20 protein-coding genes are annotated in these 24168 nt (G+C 59.2%); 9 read left to right on the top strand and 11 right to left on the bottom strand.

Going from position 1 to position 24168, the window contains the following annotated elements; all coding sequences use genetic code 11:
* Positions 1 to 27 precede the first annotated feature (27 nt).
* Entirely contained in the window at positions 28 to 498 is a 471-nt protein-coding gene (locus D1224_RS04810) for a YybH family protein (RefSeq protein WP_119378778.1), read from the bottom strand.
* A gap of 118 nt (positions 499 to 616) precedes the next feature.
* Between D1224_RS04810 and D1224_RS04805 the strand changes: the two genes are divergently transcribed.
* Both D1224_RS04805 and queF read left to right on the top strand, forming a co-directional pair.
* A complete protein-coding gene (locus D1224_RS04805; protein WP_119378777.1) occupies positions 617 to 1657 on the top strand; it encodes a calcium/sodium antiporter in 1041 nt (346 codons plus the stop codon).
* Positions 1658 to 1660: 3 nt separating this feature from the next.
* On the top strand, positions 1661 to 2125 hold the full coding sequence (gene queF / locus D1224_RS04800) for a preQ(1) synthase (protein ID WP_119378776.1): 465 nt from the start codon (positions 1661 to 1663) through the stop codon (positions 2123 to 2125).
* On the opposite strand, the gene D1224_RS04795 is transcribed toward queF, so the two are convergent.
* Entirely contained in the window at positions 2122 to 3831 is a 1710-nt protein-coding gene (locus D1224_RS04795; protein ID WP_119378775.1) for an alkaline phosphatase D family protein, read from the bottom strand. The genes queF and D1224_RS04795 overlap by 4 nt on opposite strands.
* Before the next feature lie 87 nt (positions 3832 to 3918).
* On the opposite strand from D1224_RS04795, the gene D1224_RS04790 reads away from it, so the two are divergent.
* Positions 3919 to 4926: an RluA family pseudouridine synthase gene (locus D1224_RS04790; protein WP_119378774.1), complete on the top strand. Its 1008-nt coding sequence runs from the start codon at positions 3919 to 3921 to the stop codon at positions 4924 to 4926.
* Positions 4927 to 4932: 6 nt separating this feature from the next.
* On the opposite strand, the gene ald is transcribed toward D1224_RS04790, so the two are convergent.
* The 8 genes from ald to D1224_RS04750 form a co-directional block, all read right to left on the bottom strand.
* Positions 4933 to 6054, bottom strand: coding sequence for an alanine dehydrogenase (gene ald, locus D1224_RS04785; RefSeq protein ID WP_119378773.1), 1122 nt, complete (start codon positions 6052 to 6054; stop codon positions 4933 to 4935).
* A 126-nt stretch (positions 6055 to 6180) separates the two neighbouring features.
* Entirely contained in the window at positions 6181 to 6867 is a 687-nt protein-coding gene (gene phoB, locus D1224_RS04780) for a phosphate regulon transcriptional regulator PhoB (protein WP_119378772.1), read from the bottom strand.
* Positions 6864 to 7568, bottom strand: a complete 705-nt coding sequence (gene phoU, locus D1224_RS04775) for a phosphate signaling complex protein PhoU (RefSeq protein WP_119378771.1) — start codon at positions 7566 to 7568, stop codon at positions 6864 to 6866. Before phoU ends, phoB begins: the two co-directional genes overlap by 4 nt.
* Before the next feature lie 20 nt (positions 7569 to 7588).
* The gene (gene pstB / locus D1224_RS04770; RefSeq protein WP_119379895.1) at positions 7589 to 8410 is read right to left on the bottom strand and encodes a phosphate ABC transporter ATP-binding protein PstB; all 822 of its coding nucleotides are present in this window, start codon (positions 8408 to 8410) and stop codon (positions 7589 to 7591) included.
* A gap of 5 nt (positions 8411 to 8415) precedes the next feature.
* Positions 8416 to 10017 (bottom strand): phosphate ABC transporter permease PstA, encoded by a 1602-nt coding sequence (pstA, locus tag D1224_RS04765; protein WP_119378770.1) that lies wholly within the window; start codon positions 10015 to 10017, stop codon positions 8416 to 8418.
* Complete coding sequence (gene pstC, locus D1224_RS04760; RefSeq protein ID WP_119378769.1) at positions 10010 to 11416, bottom strand: phosphate ABC transporter permease subunit PstC; 1407 nt, start codon at positions 11414 to 11416, stop codon at positions 10010 to 10012. The genes pstA and pstC overlap by 8 nt, the downstream gene beginning before the upstream one ends.
* A gap of 73 nt (positions 11417 to 11489) precedes the next feature.
* A complete protein-coding gene (locus D1224_RS04755; RefSeq protein ID WP_119378768.1) occupies positions 11490 to 12179 on the bottom strand; it encodes an RluA family pseudouridine synthase in 690 nt (229 codons plus the stop codon).
* 3 nt (positions 12180 to 12182) lie between these two features.
* The gene (locus D1224_RS04750) at positions 12183 to 13556 is read right to left on the bottom strand and encodes a sensor histidine kinase (RefSeq protein WP_119378767.1); all 1374 of its coding nucleotides are present in this window, start codon (positions 13554 to 13556) and stop codon (positions 12183 to 12185) included.
* 180 nt (positions 13557 to 13736) lie between these two features.
* Here D1224_RS04750 and D1224_RS04745 point away from each other — a divergent pair, with 180 nt between their 5' ends.
* The 6 genes from D1224_RS04745 (at position 13737) to D1224_RS04720 (ending at position 22967) form a co-directional block, all read left to right on the top strand.
* Positions 13737 to 15161: an efflux transporter outer membrane subunit gene (locus D1224_RS04745; protein WP_119378766.1), complete on the top strand. Its 1425-nt coding sequence runs from the start codon at positions 13737 to 13739 to the stop codon at positions 15159 to 15161.
* 26 nt (positions 15162 to 15187) lie between these two features.
* A complete protein-coding gene (locus D1224_RS04740) occupies positions 15188 to 16459 on the top strand; it encodes an efflux RND transporter periplasmic adaptor subunit (protein ID WP_119378765.1) in 1272 nt (423 codons plus the stop codon).
* A complete protein-coding gene (locus tag D1224_RS04735; protein ID WP_119378764.1) occupies positions 16456 to 19674 on the top strand; it encodes an efflux RND transporter permease subunit in 3219 nt (1072 codons plus the stop codon). The genes D1224_RS04740 and D1224_RS04735 overlap by 4 nt, the downstream gene beginning before the upstream one ends.
* 85 nt (positions 19675 to 19759) lie before the next feature.
* Positions 19760 to 21943 carry a M13 family metallopeptidase gene (locus D1224_RS04730; RefSeq protein WP_119378763.1) on the top strand — a complete coding sequence of 728 codons (2184 nt, stop codon included), beginning with the start codon at positions 19760 to 19762 and terminating at the stop codon, positions 21941 to 21943.
* Between the two features lie 178 nt (positions 21944 to 22121).
* Complete coding sequence (locus D1224_RS16440) at positions 22122 to 22472, top strand: DUF1801 domain-containing protein (protein ID WP_182482168.1); 351 nt, start codon at positions 22122 to 22124, stop codon at positions 22470 to 22472.
* Positions 22473 to 22553: 81 nt separating this feature from the next.
* Positions 22554 to 22967 carry a hypothetical protein gene (locus D1224_RS04720; protein WP_119378761.1) on the top strand — a complete coding sequence of 138 codons (414 nt, stop codon included), beginning with the start codon at positions 22554 to 22556 and terminating at the stop codon, positions 22965 to 22967.
* 4 nt (positions 22968 to 22971) lie between these two features.
* Here D1224_RS04720 and D1224_RS04715 read toward each other — a convergent pair whose 3' ends face one another.
* Positions 22972 to 24108: a zinc-binding dehydrogenase gene (locus D1224_RS04715; protein ID WP_119378760.1), complete on the bottom strand. Its 1137-nt coding sequence runs from the start codon at positions 24106 to 24108 to the stop codon at positions 22972 to 22974.
* Between the last annotated feature and the right edge of the window lie 60 nt (positions 24109 to 24168).

The following is a 24168-nucleotide window of genomic DNA, read 5'->3' as shown; positions in this document are numbered from 1 at the left end:
CTATGTCGAAGCGTCCGCCATGTGCAATCAGTTCGCGGACGTCGTTGTGTCGCTGATGATCTGCCAGTCGCCAGATATCTTGCGGAAGACGAGCGTGAACAGTCCCGATGGCGCATCAAGGTCCCGCGCAAGCTGCCAGCGACCATGCACAACAGCGGCATCTTCGGACAGAAGCACTGTCTCGAGCTCTGTGAATGACAGCGTGCCCATCGCTGTGCGAGTATCGTACCGATCCTTGTAGCGCGAAAGGGTTGGCTCAAAACCATGCGTAACGGTTCCGCCTGAGGCGAAGCGGAGTTCGGGGGAGCGAAGGTAACCTTCCATGAACGCGTCTATGTCGCCGCGATTCCAGGCCTCAGCCTGATTACGGATCACCGTTTCGATGCTCTCGATTTCCAGTTCAGCCGATTGGGCGGGGATGGGCTCTGGTCCCTGCGATGCGCAGGCCGATAGCAGTAGGGCTGCTGCGAGAAGTGGGACGCGGTATGCAAGACGCATTGATTTTCCTTTCCATTCACGCGACCAGTGTAGCCGTTTCATCCTGCAAGGGAATTCGCTGCGGAAATTGTCCGTGGTGGATCAGCAAAACGCCGGTGTGGCTGGGAGTTAAACCGACATGACAATGATGATTGCGCTTATCGTCGCCGGGCTGGTCCTGCTCTTCGCTGGCGGTGAGTTTCTCGTGCGCGGCTCGGTTGGCGTCGCGCGCAGGCTGGGCATGTCAGAGCTCCTCATCGGCCTCACCCTTGTTGGTTTTGGTACGTCGATGCCAGAGCTTGTAACGAGCCTTCAGGCGCTATCTGATGGGGCGACGGGGCTTTCGATTGGCAATGTCGTTGGGTCGAACGTCGCCAATGTGCTGCTAGTCATCGGCGCGGCCTGCGTGATTTCTCCGATCGTGACCAATCCACGCGCACTGGCGCGCGATGGCCTGTTCATGATCGCAGTTACGGCGCTATTCGCCGCGATTATCTGGATTGATGGCTTCACCCGGCCAATGGGTTTTGCATTCATCGGCGTCTTGTTGGTTTATCTGGTACTTTCCGTGCTTCTGGACCGGCGCAAAGGATCTGCCGCTAGAGAGGTCCATTCCGGCGAAGCGGAAGTTGTCGAGACCAATGAGCCACTGCTGACCTCTTTGCTGCTTGCTCTTGGCGGGATTGCGGGCGTTATCTTCGGTGCCCGCTTTCTCGTGCAGGGTGGTTCTGACCTCGCCCGCATGTTCGGCATCTCCGAAACAGTTATCGGTCTTTCCATCGTGGCTATCGGGACGAGTCTGCCAGAACTTGTGACCTCGGTTGTCTCTGCCCTGAAAGGCAAGGCTGATGTCGCCCTTGGCAATGTCATCGGCTCCAACATCTTCAACATTCTGGGCATCATGGGCGTTTCGGCGGCCGTCTTTCCATTCAGCCTCATGGCCTCGCCCGAGCTCGCCGCCGGAACGCCGGTAGATGTCGGTGCGATGGAATATGGCGAGATGACGAGCCTCGTTACGATGCAGGACATGGGGGCGCTGGCCCTGTCTGTCTTCCTGCTTGTTCTCTTCGCTTATACCGGGCGTAAGCTGGCGCGCTGGGAAGGCGCGGTCTTGCTTCTCGCCTATGCGGTCTACATGTCGCTCAGCTTCGGCATTCTGCCGCGCATCGGAGGTTTCTGATCCATGAGTGATAGTATCTATACCGGGCTGGAACAGCTTGGCGGCACAAGCGCCATCCCCGCATCGCCTGAAGAGGCAGATCTGGAGCGGGTGCCAAACCCGCACGCCGGGACGCTCTATCTGGCGCGCTTCACCGTGCCGGAATTTACCTCGCTTTGCCCGGTCACAGGCCAGCCTGACTTCGCACATATTCTCATCGACTATGCCCCGGGTGAGTGGCTGGTCGAGAGCAAGAGCCTTAAGCTCTACATGACGTCATTCCGCAACCACGGCGCCTTCCATGAGGACTGCACCGTGGCGATCGGCAAGCGTTTAAGGGACTTGCTGGCGCCAACCTGGATGCGGATCTGTGGCTACTGGTACCCGCGCGGCGGCATTCCAATCGACGTCTTCTGGCAGACGGGACGCCCGCCAGAAGATCTCATCGTTCCAGATACTGGTGTGCCGACCTATCGCGGACGCGGCTAGACGCGTTCCAGCGCCTTCAGCCCGTCTTCGGTACGTACAGCGCGGAAACGGGCGATCGGCTCGGTCGTGTAGGACTGATCCCTGATGCTCGAGACTTCGACATATTCCGACGTCACGTCATCGGCTGTCAGGGTCACCAGCGTGTAGCCATGCCCGTCCACCTTGTACCAGTTCACATCCGCGTTTGCGGCCGCAAACTGGTCGCCAAGGTCCGGCACATCCTTGATATAGGTGCCGAGGCCGGGCGAGGTGACCGACGTGCAGCCGAACTCGACGCCGCGGAGCGCGCCGGCGCTGTCATGCAGCGTATTCGCCCATGCGGTGTGTGTGTCGCCAGTCAGCGTTACGAGCCGAGCATTTGAGGTGGTGGCTGATGCGTAAAGCCGCTCACGTGCGGCCGGGAAACCATCCCATGCATCCAGATTGAAGGGCAGGCCAAGCTGGCTGAACGGTATCATCTGCGCCACATATCCACTCTGAGCGGCTTTTTGCGCGTCAGTAAGCGTTTCCATGAGGTTTGGCGGGCGCACGCGAGCCATGATGACCTGGTTGGCGAGGACCTGCCAGGCCTTGCCGCTTGAAACAGAGGACTGCAACTCGCTATCGAGCCATTCTTCCTGGACCCGGCCGAGCATTGTTCGGCTCTCATCGCTGACGCGGCCCATGACTTCCTGTGCCTTCGCAGGAATGGCGTCTGGTGCGACCCCCGCAAGCTCTGCGCCCCACGAGATTTCGTTGGAGCGTCCAGTGAGACGGGATTCAAGGCAGAAGACGCTGGCTGTGTCGCCAAAGTCAAAGGCGCGGTAGATGCCACCCGTGGCGCGGCCCGCTTCGGGGTCACGAACGGGCATCCACTCCAGATAGGCTTGTACGGCGACCTGTTTGCGATCGGTCCAGTTGCCTTCGGTTTCCGCCTGATGGTTTTCAGCGCCGGTCCGGTAGGAGTTGTTGGTGCTTTCATGGTCGTCCCAGGTGCAGATCCAGGGTGCCACGGCGTGCGCAGCCTGCAGCATCGGGTCGCGTTTGTACTGGGCATGGCGCATCCGGTAGTCACCGAGTGAAACGATCTCCATCGGAGGTTCGTGATTGCGGTCAATCTCCTGACCTGCCTGACCGCCATAGCCATCGACACCGTACTCATAAAGATAGTCGCCGAGATGGATGACGGCATCGAGATCCGTGCGCTTGGCGATGGCATCGTAGACGTTAAAATAGCCGAACGGGAAGTTCGAGCACGACACGACGGCGAGTGTCACCGGCGGTTTGCCGGAGGCTGGGGTGGTCTTCGTCCGGCCGACGGGAGAGACCACGTCACCAGACGACGTTCGCGCAGTGAACTGGTAAAAATATTCGGTGTCCGGTTGCAGGCCCTGAATGTCCGCCTTGAGTGTGAAGTCGCGCGCGGCGCTTGCATTCAGCTGGGCTTCGGCAGCAAGCAGGCTCATCGCTTCATCGCGAAAGAGGCGGACCGTAACGGGAATGGACAATTCCGAATTCTCATCGGTCGGCGTCACTCGCGACCAGACGATGATACTGTCGCTGAGCGGGTCGCCGGATGCCACACCATGGTCGAAGCTCACTTCGCCGGCGAATGCAGCACGGTCGTCGACGAGTGGTTTATTGCCGGTGGTTTCGGTTACGCAGGCGGTGAGGCCCGCCGCGCCTGCGCTGAACCCTAGAAAGTTACGTCTGGAAATCTTGCTCATGGTAGCCCCGCTCCTCAGGAATCGATTTTTGCCTGTCTACAGCGCGATCATGACGACTCCGCGAAACAAGGTCTATAAGCTGCGCCAATGAACAGACTGACTGCTACTGCGACGGATACGGATAAAGGAACACGGCTCGACCGTTTCCTGTCAGAGGCCCTGCCAGAGCTTTCGCGGTCGCGCGCCAAGGCGCTGATCAAGGAGGGCGCCGTCAGTCTTGGCGGCAGGCCGGCTGACGACCCGAAAGCCGGCGTGTCTCCAGGAGAGACCTATACGCTGGAGATGCCGGATCCAGTACCCGCTACGCCCGAACCTGAAGACATACCACTCGATATCCTGTTCGAGGATGAGCATCTTATCCTTGTGAACAAGCCTTCGGGCATGGCGGTCCATCCCGCGCCTGGCAGCTGGCAGGGCACGCTGGTGAACGCCTTGCTGCATCATTGCGCAGGCGAGCTTTCTGGCATTGGCGGCGTGGAGCGTCCGGGTATCGTGCACCGTATCGACAAAGGCACCACAGGCGTCCTCGTCGTTGCCAAGACCGAGCCTGCCCATGCAGGCCTGTCAAAGCTTTTCAAGACGCACGATATCGACCGCACCTATCTCGCCATCACGCGCGGTGCGCCGCGCCCGCTGGTCGGGAGCGTTGATATGCGTATTGCCCGTTCAACGAGCGATCGTAAGAAGATGGCGGTTATCCGCGACGAGGAAAGCGAGCATGGGCGTCACGCAGTGACGCACTACAAGGCAAAAGAGAGCTATGGCGAGCTCGACAAGGGGGCAGGCCTGCCGGCGGCCGCGCTGATCGAATGTCGGCTTGAAACCGGCCGCACGCACCAGATACGCGTGCACATGGCTCATATCGGCGCGCCGCTAATCGGCGACCCGACTTACGGTCGGCAGCGTGGAATAAAGGCGTATGGTTCCGGGGAAGCGTTCATTGATGCGACGACGCGGGCGCGCCAGTTCGACAGGCAGGCCCTGCATGCTGCGAGCCTCGGCTTCGTTCACCCTGTGACCGGAGACGAGGTCTTTGCCGAAGCGCCTCTACCGCCTGATATGGACGGATTGCTGTCGGCGCTTCGGAAGATCTGACGCGGACTAGGCCTGCGGCTTGAACCAGTTCGGCAGCTTGTAGGTCATGCCCAGATCTTTGGCGACCGGCTCATGCGTGATGTGGCCTTCGGCAACCGTGAGACCATTCGCAAGATGCGGGTTTGAGTTCAGCGCCTCACGGGTGCCCTTGTTCGCGATCTGCAGCACGAAGGGTAGGGTGGCGTTGTTGAGCGCATAGGTGGAGGTGCGCGGTACAGCGCCTGGCATGTTAGCGACGCAGTAATGCAGGATGCCGTCAACGTCGTAGATCGGGTCTTCGTGGGTTGTTGGCTTCGATGTTTCGAAACAGCCGCCCTGGTCGATGGCGATGTCGACGAGGACTGCGCCCGGCTTCATGGTCTTCAGCTGCTCGCGGGAGATGAGTTTTGGTGCCGACGCGCCCGGGATCAGAACCGCGCCGATCACAAGGTCTGCTTCCTTTACAGCCGCATCAAGGGCCGCCTTGGTCGAGAACATCGTCTTGACCAGGCCGTTGAACTGGGCGTCGAGCTCGGCGAGGCGGTTATTGTTGCGATCAAAGACAGTCACATCCGCGCGCATGCCTACGGCGATTTCGGCGGCATTTGTGCCCGATACGCCGCCACCGACAATGATAACCTTTGCAGGCTGGGTGCCCGGAACACCGCCGAGCAGGAGGCCGCGGCCGCGCTTGGTGCGCATCAGGGCCCAGGCCGCAACCTGCATCGACATACGTCCGGCAACCTGGCTCATCGGACGTAGAAGCGGCAGGCCGCCTGCAGGTTCGGTGACGGTCTCATAGGCAATGGCCGTGCAGCCAGACTCGATCAGGCCCTTGGCCTGAACCGGATCGGGTGCGAGGTGCAGATAGGTGAAGAGCGTGTGCTCTGGGGTAAGGCGCGCGGTTTCTTCCGGCTGCGGTTCCTTCACCTTCACGATCAGTTCGGCAGATTTGAAAACAGCATCAGCGTCGGCAACGATCTGCGCGCCGACATCGGTATAATCCTCATCGGCAAAGCCAGATCCGAGGCCTGCACCCTCTTGAACAAAGACTTCGTGGCCCGAGTTAACGAGGTCGCCGACGCTCTCCGGCGTCAGGCCGACACGGGATTCCTGCTTCTTGATTTCAGTCGGCACACCAATGCGCATCTTCAGTCTCCTGCATAAGATTTCGCGGACGGTATGCGCTGGCCGGTGGTAAGTCTTGCCAATTCACATCGGCGCAGGAACGCCTCGCGAAAAGAATTTTCCCGGCATGGCCGGTCAGGAAGAACCCTAGTTCGACCGCAGGGAATAACCAGCAGCGCGAACCGTCCGGATAGGATCTTCGCCGCCCTTGCTCATCAGCGCCTTGCGAAGCCGCCCGACATGTACATCCACCGTGCGGACCTCGACATACACATCCGAGCCCCAGACACCGTCGAGCAACTGCTCACGAGAGAAAACGCGGCCTGGATGCTGGATAAAATAATCGAGCAGGCGGAATTCGGTCGGGCCAAGGTGAATTTCCTCGCCATTGCGGCTGACCGTATGGGTTGTCCGGTCTATAGATATGTCGCCGACGGTAACCTGGTCATCGACAAGCGCGGGCCGGATACGGCGCAGAACGGCGCGCACGCGCGCCATGAGCTCGGTCGTCGAGAACGGCTTCGTGACATAGTCGTCCGCACCAGTGTCGAGGCCGCGAATACGGTCGCTTTCCTCGGAGCGGGCCGTGAGCATGATCACGGGCAGATTGGCAGTATCTGACTTAGAGCGGATGCGTCGGCATACTTCGATCCCGGGGACTTTCGGCAGCATCCAGTCCAGCAGGACGAGATCGGGCAGGCGCTCTTCGAGCAGGAGCATTGCCTCGTCCCCATCAGGGGCGACGGCGGTGTCGTAACCTTCGCGTTCCAGATTGTAGCGGAGCAGTTCGGCGACTGCTTTCTCGTCTTCAGCAATCAGAACGAATGGCTTCAACGCTGCTCTCCTTCATCACCGGAGAGCCGGGACTCCACCTTGGCGCCTGTCGTCGCTTCGCCGGTGACCATATAATAGACCGCCTTGGCGATGTTTGTCGCATGATCGCCAATGCGCTCTAGGTTCTTGGCCATGAAGATCAGGTGCGTGTTCGAACCGATCTGGCGTGGGTCTTCCATCATATAAGTCAGCGTTTCGCGGAAGAGCGAGGTGTAATGGTCGTCGATATCGTCATCCATATCGAGGACAGTCTTCGCCGCTTCGATATCCTGCCGCAGGTAGCAGTCCAATGCCATCTGGAGCTGATGGGAGACGGCGCGTGACATCCGTTCAATGCCTTTGACGGCAGCACGGTTCTCATCGCCATTAAGCTCGAGGCAGCGCTTCGCGATATTCTTGCAGAGATCGCCAATACGCTCGATGTCCCCGGCAAGTTTCATCGCGCCAAGTACGGCGCGAAGGTCACCGGCCATCGGATGGCGTAGCGCGATCAGGCGGATGATTGCCCGCTCGGCTTCGACTTCAAGCTCATCAATCGAACGGTCGCGCTTGATGACGTCGCGTGCGAGTTCGAGATCGAATGTCGCGACGGCGCGGCTGGCATCCATGATCATGCTCTCGGCGAGTCCGCCCATGCGCAGTAGGTTTGCCGACAGATGCTCAAGCTCATCGGTAAAGGCTGTAACGATATGATCAGGCATTTGGAGGTTCTCTCTGCCGCTTAACCGAAGCGGCCAGTAATATAGTCTTGGGTACGGCCATGCTCTGGATTGGTGAAGATCCGTTCGGTGTCACCGTATTCAATAAGCTTGCCGAGGTGGAAGAAGGCTGTCTTCTGCGACACGCGCGCGGCCTGCTGCATGGAGTGGGTAACGATCACGATGCAGTAGCGCTCGCGAAGCTCGTCAATGAGCTCCTCAATCTTGGCGGTCGCAATTGGATCGAGCGCTGAGCACGGCTCGTCCATCAGGATGACTTCGGGGCTCACAGCGATAGCGCGCGCGATACAGAGACGTTGCTGCTGGCCGCCCGAAAGGCCAGTGCCGGGCGCCAGAAGGCGGTCCTTCACCTCTTCCCAGAGACCCGCCTTGCGAAGTGAGTTTTCGACGACTTCGTCCATCTCTGCCTTGCCTGAGGCCAGACCGTGGATGCGCGGTCCATAGGCGATGTTGTCATAGATCGATTTCGGGAACGGGTTCGGTTTCTGGAACACCATGCCGACACGCGAGCGAAGAAGGACCGGATCGATGGCCGGATCATTGATGTTCGCGCCGTCCATGAAGATCTTGCCGGTCACCTTGGCAGACTCGATCGTGTCGTTCATGCGGTTGATGCAACGCAGAAAGGTGGACTTGCCACAGCCTGACGGCCCGATGAAAGCCGTCACAGACCGGTCTTCGATCTGGAGCGAGATGTCTTCAATAGCCTGCTTGTCGCCGTAGTAGACGTCAATGTTCTGGCAATCGACCTTGATCGGCGCAGAGGCGGTGTCTGCACGAGCGGAGGATTTGGTCTGGGTGAAGTGTTCCATATTTCCGTCCATGGTGACTACCATCTCCTTTCAAAGCGGCGTCTGAGAATGATCGCGATCAAATTCATGAGAACGAGGAAGACGAGTAGCACGATAATCGCGGCTGCGGTCTGCGGCTCCCATGCGCGTTCTGCACCCGTTGACCACTTATAGATCAGAACGGGCAATACCGTCGACTCATCCATCGGACCGTCGGGGACTTCTGCAACAAAGGCAACCATGCCGATCAACAGAAGTGGGGCTGTCTCGCCAAGTGCGCGGGCCATGCCAATGATCGCGCCGGTCATGATACCGGGTGCGGCAAGCGGCAGAACGTGATGGAAGACCGACTGCGTCTTCGACGCGCCTACACCGAGCGCCGCCGTGCGAATAGATGGAGGCACAGCGGTAAGCGCCGCTCGCGACGCGATGATTACGGTCGGCAGAACCAGCAGGCCGAGCACAAGTCCACCAACAAGCGGTACAGAGCGCGGCAGCCCCATGAAGTTGATGAACACAGCCGCGCCAAGCAGGCCGAAAACGATCGACGGTACGGCAGCGAGATTGTTGATGTTAACCTCGATCAGCGATGTCAGCTTATTCTTCGGCGCGAACTCTTCGAGATAAACAGCTGCGAAGATACCAACCGGAATAGCCAGCATTGCTGTCACGAGCATGGTGAGGAGCGAGCCGACAATCGCGGCGGCGGTCCCTGCAAGTTCTGGATAGGTGCTGTCCGAATTGGTGAAGAGGGTGGTATTCAGTTTCGACTTGATGCGGCCTTGCGCCCGGAGAATTTCCGTCCAGGCGATTTGCCGGTCGGTGACCGTTCGATTTTCCTGGCTCTGCGCAAGCACGAGGGCCTCAATTGCAGCTCCATTGCTCGGCAGCATGCGAGGCCCGGCCAGGTAGGTGAGCGAGAGGCTGCGGCCTTCTGATTCTTCCAGTCTGTACCAGGTATTGCCAGCCTTCATCAGCGCGACCGCTGGCGCATTATCGACATCCGTACGTGTAAGTTCGGTAAGCGTGGCGCGCAGCTTTTCAACCGCGTCTAGCGAGGCAAGAGTCAACGTGATGCCATCCTCGACGGAGCCTTCTCCGGCTGCAACAACGCCAACCGCTACTGATTTACGGGCGCTGACGCCGCCCTTCAGGAAAAGGTCTATATCGTCAGCAAGCGCGACGTTGAAGGTCTGCTCCGACCCAATTGTCTGGGGTGAATCGGCGGTGGCGCGTGCGATGGGAAGAACGGCCAGGCGAGTGAACATGCCATAGAGTTCGCGCTGAATGTTCCGGTCGGCGTCTTCTGACAGGAATTCGTCGGCGAGCTGGTCCTGCAGCATAAGGTTAAACCCGCTGACATTGCGGGCGATCGTGTCCGGGTCGCGCGTGCGTTCCGGATCCACATAGCTTGCCTCAATGTTCAGGTCATAGCTTAGCACATGGCGCGAAAACGCGCTGCTGGCCTGTCCAAAGATCGATATGAGAAGGGTCACAAGCGCGACAATGGCGATGCCGATCGCAAGCTGTCCGTACAGCTTGAAGCGCGCTTCTGCGCCGTGGCGCTTTTTCAGTCGCCGCAGGGCTTCTTCGGTAACGAACGAACCGGTGTTCGCTGCGCCTTCAGACGGGCTATTCATATTTTTCCCTGTACTTCTTGACCACGCGAAGCGCGATTAGATTGAAGATCAGCGTAACGATGAAAAGTACGAAACCGAGCGCAAAGGCCGACAGGGTCTTGGCGCTATCGAATTCAGTATCACCCGTCAGCAGGGCGACGATCTGCACCGTGATCGTTGTCAGGTCGGCGGTCGGGTCCGGCGTGATCTGGGCGCGTTGGCCCGCGGCCATCACAACGATCATTGTCTCGCCAATCGCGCGCGACACGGCCAGCAGCAGGGCTGCAATGACACCTGGCAAGGCGGCGGGCATGACGACCTGCTTGACCGTCTCTGACTTGGTCGCGCCCATCGCGTAGGCGCCATCGCGTAGGGTTTGTGGGACGGCGTTAATAACGTCATCCGACAGCGACGAGACAAACGGAATGATCATGATGCCCATGACGAGGCCAGCGGCGAGCGCGCTGGTTGGCTGCGCGGCCAGGAAGCCATCCGGAATGAAGGGAAGGCCATTTATCCAGGTTGCGCTTGCTCGCACGATGGGCGCCACGAACTGAAGTGCGAAGAAGCCATAAACAACGGTCGGGATACCAGCGAGCAGTTCCAGAATCGGTTTTACGATGCTGCGCACGCGCGGACTGGCATACTCAGACAGGTAGATCGCAGAGAACAGGCCAATCGGCGCAGCGACCAGCATCGCGAGAAACGCGATCAGGAATGTGCCGAAGAAGAGCGGAATGGCGCCGAAGTCAGCACCCGTTTGCGCGTTCCACTCGGTGCCGAAGAGAAAGCTGAAAACATTGACGCGCGAGAAGAAGCGAAGCGCTTCGAAGAGAAGGCTGGCGACGATGCCGATCGTAGTCAGGACGGCGATTGCGGCGCAGAGAAACAGAAGAAATTTGATGCCGTCCTCAACACGCGCCCTTGCACGGAAGTCCCCGCTGAGGCGGCTGCGTCCGAAGAAGAAACCGCCTGCGGCCGCCAGTACAGCGAGCAGGATGGCTGCGATGCGAGACAGGCCCACAAGGTCCGTGTAGCGGTCTGAAGCTGCGTCGAACAATGCGTTGCCGGTCGCCAGCGCGTCCCGGCGTGTGGCATGCTCTGAGATCCGGTCGATATACTGGGCAAGTTCAAGATCGCCAAGGGCTCGGATACGCTCTGGCAGTTCGCCAGCGATCTGTGCGCGAACGAGGGATTCGCCGAACAGGATGTACAGAAACAGAATGATGGCAGCCGGTGCAATCGTCGCCATCGCAACGAAGTAGCCGTGATAATTTGGCTGTGAGTTCAGCTGTGACGTATATCCACGAGCGATACCCACGGCCTGCGTGCGCCCAACATAGAAGGCCATGAAAGCAGCCGCGGCGAGCACTGCGAATAGCAGCCAAGCGACGGGCAGATGTCCGAAAGTTTCCAGCATTCCGCTGCGCACCCAATATAAGCCGTTGGGGCCTCATAACGTCGCTGATTGACACATATGTGACACATACTGATCACAAGCGTGTGTTGTCTTTGACGCCCCGCAGATCGAAAGGTTTAGCGCTCAGAAATTGTACGGGTTTTCCGGTTGCTGGGTGTGTGAAATCGAGGCGGCCCGCATGCAGGTGAAGTCGTCCCGACCTGTATACGTTGTCATACAGGCGATCCCCGAGAATCGGATGACCGATGGAGGCGAGGTGAAGCCTCAATTGATGGGTGCGCCCAGTGACCGGTCGTAGTCTGAGGTGGGCGTTTAATTCTCCCTGCTTCTCAAGCCACCAGAGAGTCTTCGATGACTTGCCAGCATCGTGATCGATGCGTCGCAGTGGGCGTTCATTCCAATCGCGTCCGATTGGGAGGTCAATTGCGCCTGACACCCCTGCCATCTGGCCTCTCACCAAGGCTTCATAGGTTTTCGAAACTTTTCGGTCTGCGAACTGCTGCGCCAGGTTCGACTGAACAAATCGATTACGGGCCACGATAATCAGGCCTGACGTATCGAGATCGAGCCGATGGACGTCAAAAACAGGGCCGTAGCGCTCGGATAGGTAGCTAAGCACGCTTGCGGATTTATGGTTGCCACGGCCGGGGACTGAAAGAAGCCCCGCGGGTTTGTTCGCAACGAGCAAGTCGTCATCGGCGTGAACGAGCGCGAGAGCCTCTGGCGCAGGCGGGCAATACTCTGGCTCTGGCGGGACGCTCATCTTCTAGCGATTGGATGGCGCGCTGCCCTCAAGACAAGGCAGCCAGACACCGAAGCACGTGCCTTTGTCCTCCTCGCTCGCGACAGCGAGCCCGCCTCTATGGCGGGCCATGATGTGCTTCACGATGGCGAGGCCCAGGCCAGTGCCTTCAATGTCGCCGCCGCGGCTTTCATCCGCGCGGTAGAAACGTTCACCCAGCCGGGAGAGATGTTGACGTGCGATCCCGACGCCCTTGTCGCTGACGCTGATCCAGGCTGCTGCGGCTTCGGACGACGCGCGTGGCTGCAGAAGAACTGCGCGCGTTGTGTCCTCAGTGGGCCCGGTTGCGAGCATTGCGGCGTCGGCCATGCTTCGTGCAGTTCCGATATGCACAGTGACCCGCCCGCCTTTCGGCGAATATTTCAAGGCGTTGCTGATCAGGTTCTGCACGACCTGCGCAAGTTCATCCCACTTCGCCGTGACCTGGATTTCGCGTCCGAGGCCCTCAAGGGACAGCTCGATAGCCCGCTCTGCCGCAAGGGGTTGCAGCGCCAGGACGGTCTGGCTGAGCACATCGCTGAGGTCGATAACGGTATCGGGTGCACGATGTTCGCTGAACTCGATCCGGGACAGCGAGAGCAGATCGGAGACGAGGTGGCGCATCCGGTCCGTTTGCTTATGCATGATCTCGAGAAAGCCGTCCCATGACTCCCGGTCATCGCGGGCAGGCCCGCGCATCGTTTCGATGAAGCCGGCGAGGGCGGTCAGGGGTGTGCGTAGCTCATGGCTTGCATTGGCCAGAAAGTCGGCGCGCGCCCGTTCAGCGCGGTGCACCGCAGTGCGGTCCTCAAAAACGACGAAGACGCTCGACGGCTCAGGGCCCGGAGTGAGGTGGGCTAGCCAGAGTTCATCACCGTCAATGGCCATGAACTCGACCCGCTCGCCGGCACTGCTGCGTGAAACCCTGTCAGTGGCAGCAAGCACATCGGGCTGGCGAATGATGACAGACTTCAGCGCCCCTTCGATATGTTTGATACGGAAGAGGTCCGATATCTTCTTGTTGGCCGATTCGATGCGCCCTTCGCCGGAAATGTAGCAAGCGGGAAATGGCAAGGCATGGATAAGTGAGCGCACAGAGGATTTCATCGCCTTGTCGTTCGCCTGCGCGTCGTCCACGGGAGCAAAGTCGATGGCGGGTGGTGCGGAGCCGACAAAGTACGCCAGGGCGCCGAGCGACAGGACGATGATTGCTGTTACGCCTTCGAATATGCCGAGGGCGCCAGAGATCATCATGAAAGCAAGCAGGCCGCTGGCGGCGGTGCCGAGAACGACAAAGTCGCGGATTCTCTCCGCGCGGCGTAAAGCCGACTGTTGAGGGTGCTTGCGAGCGCTTGCCATATTATTCCAAACCAAGAAAACGAGTGTGCTGCAAGCCGTTAAACCGCGAAAGCGGCTGAAAAGGCAGCTGATTACAACTGTCTGCCCTCTGACAGCTGGTGATTATTGATTTTCGATAATTATTTGTTGACAGTCGAGTAATCGCTGCTTAGAGCTGCGATCACATCAAGAGAGGGTGGAATGAAGTTCGAAGGCCTTATTATCGCTGTCGCCGTGCTAGCTGGTTGCAGCACTTTGCCGGATACGCAAAGTCTGGCTGGAGAGTCGGTTGCGATCTTTCCTGCGGCTCCAGATGCTCCGAAAACCTGGGCGAAAAGCGGTGTTACCGGGGAACTTCCTACGGGTGACTGGATCTCGCAGTTTGGCGATCCCGTCATGGGGGCTCTTGTTTCCGAAGCACTGGCCGCCAATCCCGACCTTCAGTCACAGCTCGCCATCGTTCGGGCAAGCCGGGCGCAGGCGCGATCAGTTTACGGCCGATCGCTTCCAAATGTTTCGGTATCTGGTTCAGCTGGGGTCACTTCCACTTACAGCGCAGCTTTTGACGAGCGCTTCACGGACCCGACTTATGGCCTTGGCGTCGATGCGAGCTGGACCGCCGATCTATGGGGGCGGGTGCAAGCGGCCGTTGATGCGGCTGAAGCCGACCTTGTTGCGAGCGAAGCCGATCTTGCATCGCTTCGCCTTACGCTGGCCGCTCAAACCGCAATTGCCTGGACCGATCTCAATGAAGCGCTTGCGCAGGAGCGCTTGGCCATCGCAACCTTTGATGCTCGCGACCGGATCGTGACTTTGACGGAGCGTCGCTTTTCGCGGGGCCTTTCCTCGGCACTTGATGTTCGCCTTGCGCGAAGTGCGCGCGCAACTGCTGAAGCCGCGATCGCAGCGCGCCAGCAGGCACTGGGCAATGCCACGCGCCGGCTTGAGATCCTGCTTGGCCGCTACCCTGCTGACGAAATCGAGGCGCCCGGCCTCCTCCCGGAGCTCGCGCCGATCGAGGCTGCTGGTACGCCGATGCTTCTTCTGGCGCGGCGCCCTGACATTGCGGCATCTGAAGCGCGCCTGACAGCGGCGGGACTTCGCGCAGAGCAAGCCCGCCTTGCCCTGCTTCCGACGCTCAATCTCAGCGGGTCGCTGGGTGCGAACCAGACCGATCTGGCGGACCTGTTCGACCCGGTCCGTATCGCCGCAAATGCGATCGCGAGCCTCTCGCAGCCCGTGTTCAATGGCGGGGCGCTACGTGCAGACCGCGACGCGGCAATCGCCTTCGCTGAAAGCGCTTTGGCCAATTATGCGGGCGACGTGCTTGTCGCCTGGCGCGAAGTTGAAGATGCGCTGGCCGCCGATGATTTTCTCGCCGCTCAGGTTGATGCGCAGCGCCGCGCACTGGAGGAGGCCATTGAGGCCGAAGACCTGGCGACTCGCCAGTATTCCAATGGCCTCGTTTCGATTTTCAATCTGATCGATGCGCAGACACGTAAACTGAACGCAGAGAGTAACCTGATCGCAGCCCGGTCATCCCGCGTTTCCAACCGCATTTCCTTTCATCTCGCCATAGGTGGTGCGGTCACTGAGGGGGCGATGGCCCCGGATTCTGGTATATAAGAAGAAGTCGAGAACAGAGACCTCCCATGAAACGTATCATCACAATTCTGCTTCCAGTTATTGTCCTCGTCGTCATCGTCGGGACCGGATTTGCGCTCACACAAATCTTCGCGCCGCCTGTCGAGCGCGCCGAAGAACAGCCCCGTGGTCTGTCTGTCTTTGCAGAAGCCGCCGAAGAGACAGACCTCGACCTCAAGGTCCGCGCACAGGGCGAAGTACGCCCCAAGCGCCAGATCGTCGTTGCGCCCCAGATCGCCGGGCGGATTTCCTACGTGTCCCCCGATTTTCTTGATGGTGGTTTCATCCGCCAGGGGCAGGTGCTGGTGCGCCTGGAGGCAGCGGATTACGAACTGGCGGTGACGCGGGCCCGGTCCGGCGTTGCCTCGGCGCAGCAAGCTCTCGCGCGCGAGCAAGCAGAGGCAGACCTCGCTGAGCAGGATCTTGCAGACCTCGGCATCGAGGATGCGAGCCCGCTCGCCCGCCGCGAACCTCAGCTAGCTGAAGCACAGGCAAACCTCGACTCGGCCAAAGCCCTGCTAGCCGATGCCCAGCTTGCACTGAACCGGACCGCTGTAACTGCGCCCTTCTCGGGCCGTGTCCGTGAACGCAGTGCCGATCTCGGTCAATTCGTAAGCCCCGGTCAGGCTCTGGGCACGATCTTCGCTACCGATGTGGTCGAAGTTTCCCTGCCGCTGTCTGATGAAGAACTGGGCCGCACAGGCCTTCCGCTGGCGTTCGCTGAGACGGCGGACAAGCCAGGGCCGCAAGTTGTCTTTTCGACGAATGTAGCTGGTGAGCCGCGTGAATGGGTCGGCCGCGTCAGGCGGACGGCGGCTGCGCTCAACCCGCAGACCCGGCTTATCAATGTTATCGCTGAGCTGGATGATCCATACGGCACCGGTTCTGACGATGGTGTGCCGATGGCGCCGGGCCTCTTCGTCAATGCTGAGATTGATGGCCGGCGCATCGAGAATGTCGTGCGCATCCCTCGCTCCGCCCTGCGGGGTGTCGATCAGGTGTTCATTGGCGATGGGCCAGAAGGCAGACTCGAAATTCGCACCGTGAACGTCGTTTACAGCACCGATGATGGAGCATTTGTCTCCACGGGTGTTGAGGATGGTGAACTGGCAGTGGTCTCTCCGATCCAGGCTGCTTTCGATGGTATGAGCATCCAGGTCGTCGAGCGCATGCCTGACGGCTCACTCGTCCCCCGTACACCTCGCAAAACCAATTCTGACGGCCCCGAAGAAGAGGCTGCGGCGCAGGTTGCTGGTGAAACCGAAGGAGCAATCCAATGAGTGGACTCGTCGCCTGGTGGGCCAGAAATGGCATTGCTGCCAACCTCCTCATGGTCATCGCCTTTATCGGCGGGACGTTTGGCTTCCTCAGCCTCGAAAAGGAAGCCTTCCCGGCCGGTGACTGGAACGGCGCGAGCGTATCCATCGCCTGGCCTGGCGCCTCCCCTCAGGACGTCGAAGACCAGATCGTGGTCCGCCTCGAAGAGGTTGTCGCTGACATTGACGGCCTCAAACGCCTGACGGGTGTTGCCCGGGAAGGCGTCGGTTATGTGAACCTCCAGACCGAGCTAGACGTCGATGTCGATGAGTTCGTCGATGAAGTGAAGCGCCGCGTCGATACGATTTCGAACCTGCCGCAATCGTCTTTCCCGCCGCAGGTCAGTCGCTGGAGTGCGAACAATCAGTTCATGGGTCTTGCGCTGCACGGCAATGTCGATCCCGGCACGCTCGACTATTATGCAGATGAGATGCGCGACAGGATCGCGCTGCTCGAAGGTGGTGAGCTCGCGCAGGTTCAAGGCACGCTGGGCGAAGAAGTGTCCATCGAAGTCTCTGAAGCCGCACTTCGCCGCTACAATATGACTTTCTCAGAGGTCGCGAACGCAGTTCGTGGCTCGTCCATCAACTCCTCTGGCGGCACTGTGCGCACGGACACTGGCACGGTTGCGATCCAGGCACGCCAGCTTGCTGACACGCGTGAGGATTTCGAGAATATCGTCATTCGCCAGAGCGCGGAGTTCGGCACGATCCGCATCCGCGACGTCGCAAATGTGGTCGATGGATTTGTCGATGGTGAACTCGACGCGACCTATAATGGCGAACCGACTGCGTTCATTATGGTGAACCAGCCAGAGAAAATGGACATCGTCCTCTACTCCGACAACATCAAGGATTTTATCGAGCGCGCCAATAGTGGTCGCGGTCAGGATGGCCTCCCTGAAGGACTTCGTCTCGATCTCCTGTTCGATATGTCCGAGGTCTATAGAGGCCGTATGGACACGATCAGCTCTGCGGCCCTTCAGGGTATGGCGCTGGTCCTTATCATCCTCATCCTGTTCCTGCGCCCGATCGTGGCGTTCTGGGTCACGATTGGTATCGGAACGGCGTTCGCTGGCGGTATCATGATCCTGCCACTCTTCGGCGTATCGCTTAACTTCCTCTCGCTCTTTGCGGTCCTCCTCGTGATCGGTGTGGTCGTCGACGACGCCATCGTTGTGGGGGAGAACATCCACAAGGAGGTCGAGAGTGGTCGGCGAGAGGGGCTTGGGGCTGCAACTGTCGGTACGCAGCTTGTTATGAAGCCGGTTATTTTCGGGGTTCTCACGACAATGATCATGTTTGCGCCGTGGGCTTTCATCCCCGGCCCGGAACGCCAGTTCACCGCCCAGATTACCTATGTTGTCGTGGCTGCGCTGGCTTTCTCGCTGATCGAGTCGATGTTCATTCTGCCCTCGCACCTCAGCCATATGAAGCCGCAAAAGTTCGGCGGCCCCGTAGGGCGTCTGATGTCGGTCCAGCAAAGCATCGCGGACAGCCTGATCACCTTCGCGAACAGGGTGTACAAGCCGCTGCTCGAATATGCCGTGAAGTTCCGGTATGTAACTGTTGCGATCTTTACGTCGCTTTTCGTCATCGCGATCATGCTGGTCCAGTCGAACATCGTGCCATTTCGCTTCATGCCGCAGATTGAAGACGACCTGGTGCAGGTGCGTATCGACTTGCCGGATGGCTCTCCGCAGTCGCGTTCGCTTCAGGTCCGTGACCAGTTGCGCCTGGCGGTGGAGCAATCACGCCTGACTTTCGATGAGCGCTATCCCGAGCTTGGCGACGATCACATGATCCGCGACATCTCTATCGTGGCGACTGAAGGTAATGTGCAGTCATGGATCGGCCTGATCCCGCCACAGGACCGCCCGGAAGGCGTCTCCACAAAGGAGATCGCAGACGAGATCCGCGCCAATTTCGGCGAAGTGCCCGATGCTGAAGAAGTGAACTTCCAGTTCACGATCAACAATGCGGACAATTCCATCCGCTATGCGCTGAACAATGATGATCTCGACGTCCTGAGGCAGGCGGCTGACGATGTGAAAGCGCAAATCGCCACCTATGAGCAGGCCTTTGATATTGGCGATAACCTGTCATCAGCTGCGCAGGAGATCAGGATCGACCTGAAGCCTGGGGCGACCTCACTTGGGATCACTCTGGGTGATGTGACGTCGCAGGTTCGCGCGGCTTATTATGGTATCGAAGCCCAGCGCCTTCCACGTGACGGGGACGATGTTCGCGTCATGGTCCGCTATCCGAAGGAAACCCGCGAATCTGTCGACAGCCTCCGCGATCTTCGTATCCGGACTAGCGACGGGCGTGAGATCCCGCTGGAGCAGGTTGCAGAGATTTCCTTCGCGCCAGGTATCGACCGCATCCAGCGCCGTGAACGCATGCGCTCAGTGACTGTTTTCGCTGACCTGGTTGGCGACAGCACTCGGGCGACGATCTTTGCCGATATGGAGCAGAATTTCTGGCCGGACTTTGCGAAGAAGTATCCGACGGTCACACGGGGCGCCGTCGGCGATATCGAAAGCGAGCAGGAGTTCGTTCAGGATATTACAAGGCTCTACATCATCGCCTTTGTGTCGATGTACATCCTGCTGGCGATCGCCTTCCAGTCCTACTCCCAGCCGTTACTTCTGATGCTGGCCATTCCTTTCGGCTATGCCGGCGCCGTCTTCGGGCACTGGGGGTTCAACACGCCGATGGCACTTTTCTCCATGTTCGGCATCGGGGCAGCAGCAGGCGTGGTCATCAATGATAACCTCGTACTCGTCGACTACATCAATCGGCGACGAGAAGAAGGGGCAGGCGCCTTGCAGGCCATCGTTGATGCTGGCGTCTCGCGCTTCCGTCCTGTGCTTCTCACCTCGGTGACCACTTTCGTCGGTATCCTGCCGATGATCGCCCAGAAATCGGTCCAGGCGCAGTTCCTGAAACCGATGGTCGTCTCGCTTGGATCGGCTGTCGCGTTCGCGCTTTTCGTCTCGCTTCTGCTCGTCCCTGCATTCTATGCGGTTGGTTGCGAAGTGGGCCGGATTTTCCGCTGGACCTGGGGCGGGCGCCCATACCGCAAGATCGGGGAATCCTATGAAGGCGAAGCCAATATCGACGAAGAAGAGCTGATCGGAACGAGCCGCGGTGCCCGTCCCCAGCCTGCAGAATAAGTTTCCATGGCCCGGCAGGGTGAGGGGTAGATTTACCTCCATCTGCCGGGCTATCTAGAACAAAATTGAATGGAGAATCCCTCAAATGAGATATCTGATGTCTGGCGTTGCAGCTGCGGCGCTTCTCGGTGCTTGTGCGACAACTGAACAAACTGCTGATGCACCGACCCCGCCAGCAAACGAAACTGCCGCTTCTTCGCAGCGCGTCGTCGAAACGACTTCGCCGGACTATTGGGGACGCTGGGGCATCGATACCGGTCTGATGGATGCCGAGGTTCGCCCCGGCGACAATTTCTTCATGCATGTCAGCGGCGACTGGTTCGATGAGTTCGAGCTGCCAGCCGACAAGACCCGTTACGGCGCGTTCGACCTGCTGCGCGAGAAGTCAGAGCAGCAGACCCGCTTCATTATCGAAGACCTCGCCGCTGAAGAGCCGCCAATTGACCAGGCTGAAGGCAAGGTCGCGGCATTCTACAATGCCTATATGGCCACGGACGCCATCGAAGCGGCAGGCATGACACCAGCTCAGCCTTACCTCGACAAGATCGCAGCCATCGACAGCCGCGAGTCGCTGGCGAACGTCTTTATGTCGCCGGGTTTTTCTTCGCCGATCAATGGCTTCGTCTGGGTCGATGACAAGAATCCGGATGACTACATCTTCCAGATGTCCATGGGCGGCCTCGGTCTTCCTGACCGCGAATACTATCTCAAGGATGACGAGAAAACGGTTGAGATCCGCACAAAGTACGAAGAGCTTCTGACCTTCTTGCTTAGCAAAGCTGGTTATGAGGACGCCGCAGCGAAGGCAGCTGATGTTCTGGCTCTGGAAACCCAGCTGGCGCAGGCCGACTGGGACCGTGCCGTCAGCCGTAACCCGGAAATCACCTACAACAAGGTGACCCGCGACGAGTTGATCGCGATTGCAGGTGATTTCCCGCTTGCGACTGCGCTCCAGACGCTGGGCGTGAGCGGTGAGGGAGAGTTCCTCGTGACAGAAATCCCGCCGACCGCAGACGAAATCGCGTCCGCGGGCCTCTCGCAGGAAGATGTAGACAAGCTCGGCGGCGGCATGCCGGTGGCATTCGAGCTCGCCAACAGCGCCGATCTCGAGACATGGAAGGCCTACCTCGCCGCCCACATGCTCTCAAACTTCTCGTCTGTCCTCCCATCGGACATCGATGACGCGAACTTCGGTTTTTACGGCACCACTCTCAGCGGTCAGCCAGAGCAGCGCCCGCGCTGGAAGCGTGCCGTATCTGCCGTCTCAGGCACACTCGGTGAAGCGATCGGCGAAGTCTATGTCGACCGCCATTTCCCGGCTGAAAACAAGGAGCGGATGGATGAGCTGGTCGCCAACCTGCGCACAGCCATGCACGCCAACCTCGAAGAGCTTGAATGGATGGGCGAGGAGACGCGTGAGCGTGCGCGTGAGAAGCTCGACAAGTTCAACCCGAAGATCGGCTATCCGGTTGAGTTCGAAACCTATGAGACGCTTGCGATCACGGACAATGCTTTCCAGAATGCTGTGAACGCGGCTGTCTGGCAGATGGAAGACAACCTCTCACGTCTGAACGAAGAGCCGGATCGCAATGAGTGGTTCATGACGCCCCAGACGGTCAATGCCTACTATAATCCGGGCTATAACGAGATCGTCTTCCCGGCTGCGATCCTGCAGCCGCCATTCTTCAACATCAGCGCGGACCCTGCCGTCAATTACGGCGCAATCGGCGGTGTGATCGGCCACGAAATGGGCCACGGCTTCGATGACCAGGGCTCTAAGTATAATGGTGATGGCGTTCTCGCGAACTGGTGGACGGAGAGCGACCGTAGCGCCTTTGATGAACTCACATCGGCCCTGGTTGCCCAGTACAACCAGTATTGCCCGCTCGGTGAAGGTGACCCATGCGTCAATGGCCGCCTGACCCTTGGCGAAAATATCGGCGATCTCGGCGGTCTGTCACTGGCTTACCGCGCCTATCAGATCAGCCTCGATACCAATGGCGATGGTGTTGTCAGCGAAGACGAGCAGGCTCCGGTCATCGACGGTTATACGGGCGACCAGCGCTTCTTCATGGCGTGGGCCCAGGTCTGGCGTGCGAAATATCGCGACGAAGCAAAGCGCAACCAGCTTCTGACCGATCCGCACTCCCCGCCAGAGTATCGCGTCAACGGTATCGTCCGTAATTTCGACGAATGGTATGACGCGTTCGACGTGGCAGAAACCGATGAACTCTACCTGCCACCAGAAGAGCGCATCCGCATCTGGTAGCGTCTGCGCGACCAACTTACGAATCGCGAAGGGCAGGCCGAAAGGTCTGCCCTTCTTTCATTCTCACTGTGATCGAATTGATCCTGTGTGCAATGTTTCTCTTTCCAATCCGCTTCAGGTCTGGCTTCTAGGTTGCCTTCTTGCCTTAGGGGCAGGCCGGGTGAGCATGGAGGGTAGAATGCCTTTGCCAATGGCGGTCAGCGCTTATTTCGATAAACTTTCGGGGCCGGTGCAGGCAATCGCGCTGGAGCTTTCACATGTCATTCCGCAACGCGGGTCGACACTGATCGCGACGATGGCATACGGATCGCCATGCTGGACGGGACACGACCGGGTCGTTTCTATCGTCGCACACTCAAAACACTGCAACCTTCAATTCTGGCAAGGCGCCCAGCTCGAGTCTGGCTTTTATGGCCGGATCGAAGGCAGCGGTAAGGCGCTGCGGCATGTGAAGGTTCGAAAGCTGGACGACATTGACGATGAGTTGCTGGACATCATCGACAGGGCAATTGCACTGGATGCTGCCTGACGGTTTCTCGCCCGCATATCGCGGTTGGTTTTGCACGTTTGCATGCTAGCCTTCAAGCATCACTCCCAAGGGAACGCTCAATTGCGCCGATATTTTTCTTTCGCAGCTATCTCGCTTTTCGCAGCACAAACCGCAAACGCACAGACGGCACCAGTCGAGGCTGCGCCACCTATCGACACGCTTTATTTCGTCGTCCGGGACGGCATCGTGATGACGACGCAGGGCCATACCATGGTCATCGATTACAATGAGGATGGTACCTTTATTGGCGAGTTGCGTGGTTCAGCTTTCGAAGGCACCTACCGGCTGGATGGCGCACGACTTTGTGCCATGTCGAGCCTCGCAACATCGGAAACCTGCATCGCCTATCCGGAAGGTATGACGTCAGGCGACACGTTTGATGCAGTGAGTCCCGCTCTGGGGGGCGTGCGCATTCACATACGCACGCCCGAAGAGAACCGCGCCGCAGCTGCTGCGGCGCAGGCGGAAAACTGACCGCCTAAAGCGTCGGATTGATCAGGAATTTTTCGCCTGTGCGCTTTGCATTATAGTTCTGGAGTGTTTCCGGATCGAGCGCCTCTGTCAGCGATATCTCATCCGTATAGTGGCTTGCGAACGTGGTCTTCAGCTCCGCCATGACGCGCTTGCGAAGTTTCTCGCGGCCCTCGGCGCCGATTTTCTGCAGGAAGTATGTCAGCAGGTAGCCGCCTGCGCTCCATGCCATGCCGACACCTGGCGGGATCATGGTCGGCGACAGGTCGAGACGCCCATAGATATAGACGTGCTTGGGATCAGCCGAACCATAGCGGCTATACTCGGCACCGATATTGGCGGCCGCTTCCATCGCGGTGAGGAGCTGGCCGGCAAGCGGGCCGCCACCAACGGCATCAAAGGCCAGCGTCGCCTTCGTTTCCGCAATTGCCTTGATCAGGTCGTCCATGAAGGTTTCGCTGGATGAGTTTACCACATGCTTGGCGCCAAGTTCGCGCAGGATCTGCTCCTGCTCAGGCTTGCGAACAATGTTCACCAGCGGCACGCTGTCAGCGATACAGATCTTGTTCAGCATCTGGCCGAGGTTCGACGCGGCAGCGGTATGGATAAGGGCCTTGTGGCCTTCCATGCGCATGGTTTCCGGGAAAGAGAGGGCCGTCAGCGGATTGACGAAGCAGGACGCGCCGTCACGAGCCGATGCGTCTTCCGGCAATTCCATCACCTGCGCGACGTTCAGCATACGGTATTCACCGTAGAACTCGCCGCCAAGGCCGGTCACTGTCTTGCCCATCAGCGCCTGAGCTGCGTCGGACGAACCAGCGGCCACAACTGTACCTGCGCCTTCATTGCCAACAGCAAGGGACTGGCCAAGGCGGGCCTGCATGGCACGCATGCCAGCGCCCGAAATGTCCGCAACCAGCTTTGGATTGTCCTTGCTGCCTTCATTGCGAAGCGTTGAGAGATCGCCCGCCCCAACCAGCAGGCCGAGATCTGACGGGTTGATCGGTGTCGCCTCGACGCGGATGACGATATCGGTGTCGCCCGGCGTTGGCATATTCACGTCGGCGAGCGAAAGCTCCAGCTTTCCGCTCTCCGTGACGAGCGTGCGGAGCTGTTTGAATGTGTCTGGAAGTTCTGAAGCCATTTCGCGTTCCTCCTTGCGGGCCTGTTTTGGTTCGCACCGACATGGAGGCAGCTGAACCCG

Source organism: Henriciella barbarensis (assembly GCF_003576345.1).
Classification (GTDB): Bacteria; Pseudomonadota; Alphaproteobacteria; order Caulobacterales; family Hyphomonadaceae; genus Henriciella; species Henriciella barbarensis.
This window is presented reverse-complemented; position numbering and strand designations above follow the sequence as displayed.